4 protein-coding genes are annotated in these 3,897 nt (G+C 74.0%); 2 read left to right on the forward strand and 2 right to left on the reverse strand.

Going from position 1 to position 3,897, the window contains the following annotated elements:
- The coding region (locus J0670_RS32520) for an ABC transporter ATP-binding protein (RefSeq protein WP_207815668.1) at positions 1-1,755 on the forward strand (1,755 nt) is incomplete at its 5' end.
- A gap of 89 nt (positions 1,756-1,844) precedes the next feature.
- Here the strand turns inward: J0670_RS32520 and J0670_RS32525 are convergent.
- Entirely contained in the window at positions 1,845-2,804 is a 960-nt protein-coding gene (locus J0670_RS32525) for an ATP-grasp domain-containing protein (protein WP_207815670.1), read from the reverse strand.
- A gap of 133 nt (positions 2,805-2,937) precedes the next feature.
- Here J0670_RS32525 and J0670_RS32530 point away from each other — a divergent pair, with 133 nt between their 5' ends.
- Positions 2,938-3,471 (forward strand): NUDIX hydrolase, encoded by a 534-nt coding sequence (locus tag J0670_RS32530; RefSeq protein WP_243437847.1) that lies wholly within the window; start codon positions 2,938-2,940, stop codon positions 3,469-3,471.
- 56 nt (positions 3,472-3,527) lie between these two features.
- Here the strand turns inward: J0670_RS32530 and J0670_RS32535 are convergent.
- Positions 3,528-3,897, reverse strand: a 370-nt coding sequence (locus J0670_RS32535; RefSeq protein WP_207815673.1) for a hypothetical protein, incomplete at its 5' end; no start/stop codon positions are given.

Genomic DNA, 3,897 nt, shown 5'->3' on the forward strand with positions numbered 1-3,897 from the left:
CTGAGCCGCCTGCTGCGCCCCTTCCGCGCCCCGCTGGCCGTCGCCTTCCTGCTGCTCGCCCTGGACGCCGCCGCCGGACTGGTGCTGCCGGTGCTGATCCGGCACGGCATCGACGAGGGCGTCCGCAAGGGCCTGATGGCGGGCGTCGCGGTGGCCGCGATCACCGCGCTGGTCGTGGTCCTGCTGGACTGGGTGGTGCAGAGCGCCGAGAACCGGGTCAGCGGCCGCACCGGCGAGCGCGTGCTCTACACCCTCCGGCTCAAGATCTTCGCCCACCTGAACCGGCTCGGTCTGGACTACTACGAGCGCGAGCTGACCGGCCGGATCATGACCCGGATGACCACCGACCTGGACTCGCTGACGTCCTTCCTGCAGACCGGCATGGTCACCGCCGTGGTCAGCCTGTTGACCTTCGCCGGGATCTTCGTCGCCCTGCTGATCATCGACGCCGGCCTGGCCCTGGTGGTCTTCGCCGTGCTGCCGCTGCTGGTGATCGCCACCCTGGTGTTCCGCCGGAAGTCCAAGGACCAGTACGAGCGCTCCCGCGACCTGATCAGCGCGGTCAACGCGGACCTTCAGGAGAACGTGGCCGGCATGCGGATCGTCCAGGCCTTCCGCCGCCTGGACACCAACACCGACCGCTTCGTGGCCCGCGGCATCGCCTACCGCGAGGCCCGGGTCCGCGCGCAGCTGTACATCTCCCTCTACTTCCCGTTCGTCCAGTTCCTCTCCAGCGCGGCCGCCGCCCTGGTGCTGATCGTCGGCGCCGCCCGGGTCGACGCGGGGACGCTGACGGTCGGCGCGCTGGTCGCGTACCTGCTCTACATCGACCTGTTCTTCGCCCCGGTCAACCAGCTGTCCCAGGTGTTCGACGGCTACCAGCAGGCCTCGGTGGGTCTGGGCCGGATCCGCGAGCTGCTGCGCACCCCGACCTCCACCGCCCAGGCGGCCGACCCGGTCCCGGTGGCCGAGGGCTTGCGTGGCGAGATCACCTTCGAGGGCGTCGGCTTCGCCTACAACGGCGGCGCGGACGGCTCCCCGGAGGTGCTGAGCCACGTCGACCTGCACATCCCCGCAGGTCAGACGGTGGCGCTGGTCGGCGAGACCGGCGCGGGCAAGTCGACGCTGGTGAAGCTGGTCGCCCGGTTCTACGACGCGACGGCCGGCACCGTCCGGGTCGACGGCGTGGACCTCACCCGCTACGACCTGACGCAGTACCGCCACCGCCTGGGCGTGGTGCCGCAGGAGGCGTACCTGTTCGCGGGCACCGTCCGGGAGGCGATCGCGTACGGCCGGCCGGACGCCTCGGCGGCCGAGGTGGAGGCGGCGGCCCGCGCGGTCGGCGCGCACGACATGATCGTCCGGCTCTCGGACGGCTACGAGCACGAGGTCGCGGGCCGTGGCCGAAACCTCTCGGCGGGCCAGCGCCAGCTGATCGCCCTGGCCCGGGCCGAACTGGTCGACCCGGACATCCTGCTGCTGGACGAGGCCACCGCGGCGCTCGACCTGGCCACCGAGGCGGCGGTCAACCAGGCCGCGGACCGGCTCAGCGGCGGTCGCACCACCCTGGTCATCGCCCACCGCCTGACCACCGCCGAGCGCGCCGACCGGGTGGTCGTGCTGGACCACGGCCGGGTGGTCGAGGACGGCACGCACACCGAACTGCTCGCCCGGGGCGGCGCGTACGCGCGGCTCTGGCAGGCGTTCATCGCGGACGGACACCCGGCGACGGCCGAGGCGGTCGCCGCCGGGTAGACCGCCGCCGACAGATCGCGGTCAGACGGTTCGCAACCAGGCGGTCCGCAACCAGACGGTCCGCAGCCCGGAGCGGCCGGCGTACCCCGTCAGGAGGCGATCAGCGAGGCCAGCAGCCCCGAGGCGTCGATCCCGTGCGGCAGGTCGCTCACCTGCCCGTCCCCGACCTCGACCACTCGCCAGCCGGAGCCGTCGGCCCGGCTGGCGAGGTCGGTGGTGACGAAGCGACAGCCGAGTCTTCGCACCAGCGCGGGCACCTCGGTGAGGTCGGGCTCGACGTGCCGGCGCGGGGAGTCCGGGTGCGGACCGACCAGGACCGGTCGGCCGTCCAGCCACCACACCCGGGCCTCCACCGCCCGCCCGTCCGGGCCGTCCGCCGCGTCGTCCGGGCCGTCCGGGCCGTCCGACGTTCCGTTCGACTTCCCGTCCGCCGCGCAGCCCGCTCGTTCGAACTCCTCGTACCGCCGCAGCACCACCCCGCCGGCCAGGAACTCGCCCTGTAGCTCGACGAACCGCCCGACCACCCGGCAGACCGCCGACAGGTCGGCCAACTCGGGTACGTAACAGGCCTCGTGCCACTCGTGCTTGCGCGACTTCACGTAGTCCTTGACGATCGCCGGCCCGCTTCCGCCGAGCCGGGCCGCCGCCTCCGCCAGCTCCCGCGGTCCGGGTGCGGCCCCGCCGGTGGACGGGATCCAGACGCTGGGCGGGGTCGCCCCCTCGAACACGCCGTACCAGCCCGGTAGTTCGTGTGCCGCCGCATAGCCGGGCGCGCTGGTCAGCAGGTTGCCGCCGCGGGCGGTGAGCGCGGCGGCGAACTCGGCGTACCGGGCGGAGGGCAGCATCCAACCCCGGTACCAGAGCGGTCCGCTGCCCGGAGGAACCCGCCGGACCGCCTCGTCGGGGAGTCCGGCGAGCAGCGCGTCGTGGTCGACCAGGTGGTGTTCGCCGCCCAACTCCCGCAGCAGCCTGGCCTCCCAGGCGAAGTGCGGGTCGGGCCGGCGCGGGTTGAGCGGATCGGCGGGAAAGATGATCGAGGGTGCGGGCATGGCGGTCAGGGTACGGCCACCCGGGCGGCCGTGGGGCCGGTCGGCGCGGGTTCGGAGCGCGGCCCTGCTCAAGTGGGCGTCCGGGGCGGCGAATTCGCTCGACGCCCGGCGCGGACGCTGCCAGAGTGTCCCGATGCGAAGACTGCTGCGACCCCGCAAACGCGTTCCCCGGCGGGCCGCCCGCACGGTGGTCCTGGACGCGAACGGCTCGGTGTTCCTGCTCCGTTCGGACAACAACGAGGTCGGCGTCCACTGGACGGCGCCGGGCGGTGGACTGGAGCAGGGCGAGACCCCGCGGTCCGGCGCTCGGCGCGAGCTGCGGGAGGAGACCGGCTGGACCGACCTCGAACCCGGCCCGCTGCTCTGCACCTGGGAGCACGACTTCACCTGGCACGGCACTCCGGTCCGCCAGCACGAGCACATCTACCTCACCACCGGACCGCACCGCGGGCCGGTCGGCGACGTCAGGGCGGTGCACGCCGAGGACGGGATCCTCGACTGGCGCTGGTGGACCCCGGCGGACCTCGCCGACGAGAACGCCGACGCGCTCTGGCCGCCCCGGCTGCCGGAGTTGCTGGACGCGGTCCGCTCGGGCTGGGCGGTCGACGGGCGCCCACCGGTGCCGGTCGACCTCGGCTACATCCCGAACGGTCCGGCCGCCCGCTAGCCAGCTGGTAAGCCGGTCATCCGGTAAGCCGGATGCCTTCGGCCCGCTGGCGGCCGCTACCCGCGCCCGCCGCGCCGACCCCGCCCGGTCGGGCCGGGCTCCCAACCGTGCAGGTCAAGCTCCCGGTCGTGCAGCGCCCAGGGGTTCATCAGCACCGTCAGCCGGGCGCCGACCAACTGCTCCGCGGTGAGCCCGGTCTCGGACAGCAACTGCTCGGTCGACACCGAGACGGCGATCGCGGGGCGCCAGGAGGGGAGCACCACCAGGCTGGTACCGCGGCCGACCCGGATCGGCTCCGCGGCCGCCCGGACCGGCGCCCGCTCCTCCGGCCGGCCGACGACGGCCTCGGGCTGGCCGGGGCTGCCGCCGATCAGGATCCCGAGCGGCGGTTCGACCCGGGACGCCTCGACGACAGCACCCGAAGCG

This window comes from Streptomyces sp. FH025 (assembly GCF_017427025.1).
Classification (GTDB): domain Bacteria; phylum Actinomycetota; class Actinomycetes; order Streptomycetales; family Streptomycetaceae; genus Kitasatospora.

Excerpts from the sequence above, each read along its gene's own strand:
- J0670_RS32525 (WP_207815670.1), bottom strand. The coding sequence starts at position 2,804 with ATGCCCGCACCCTCGATCATCTTTCCCGCCGATCCGCTCAACCCGCGC.
- J0670_RS32530 (WP_243437847.1), top strand. The coding sequence starts at position 2,938 with ATGCGAAGACTGCTGCGACCCCGCAAACGCGTTCCCCGGCGGGCCGCC.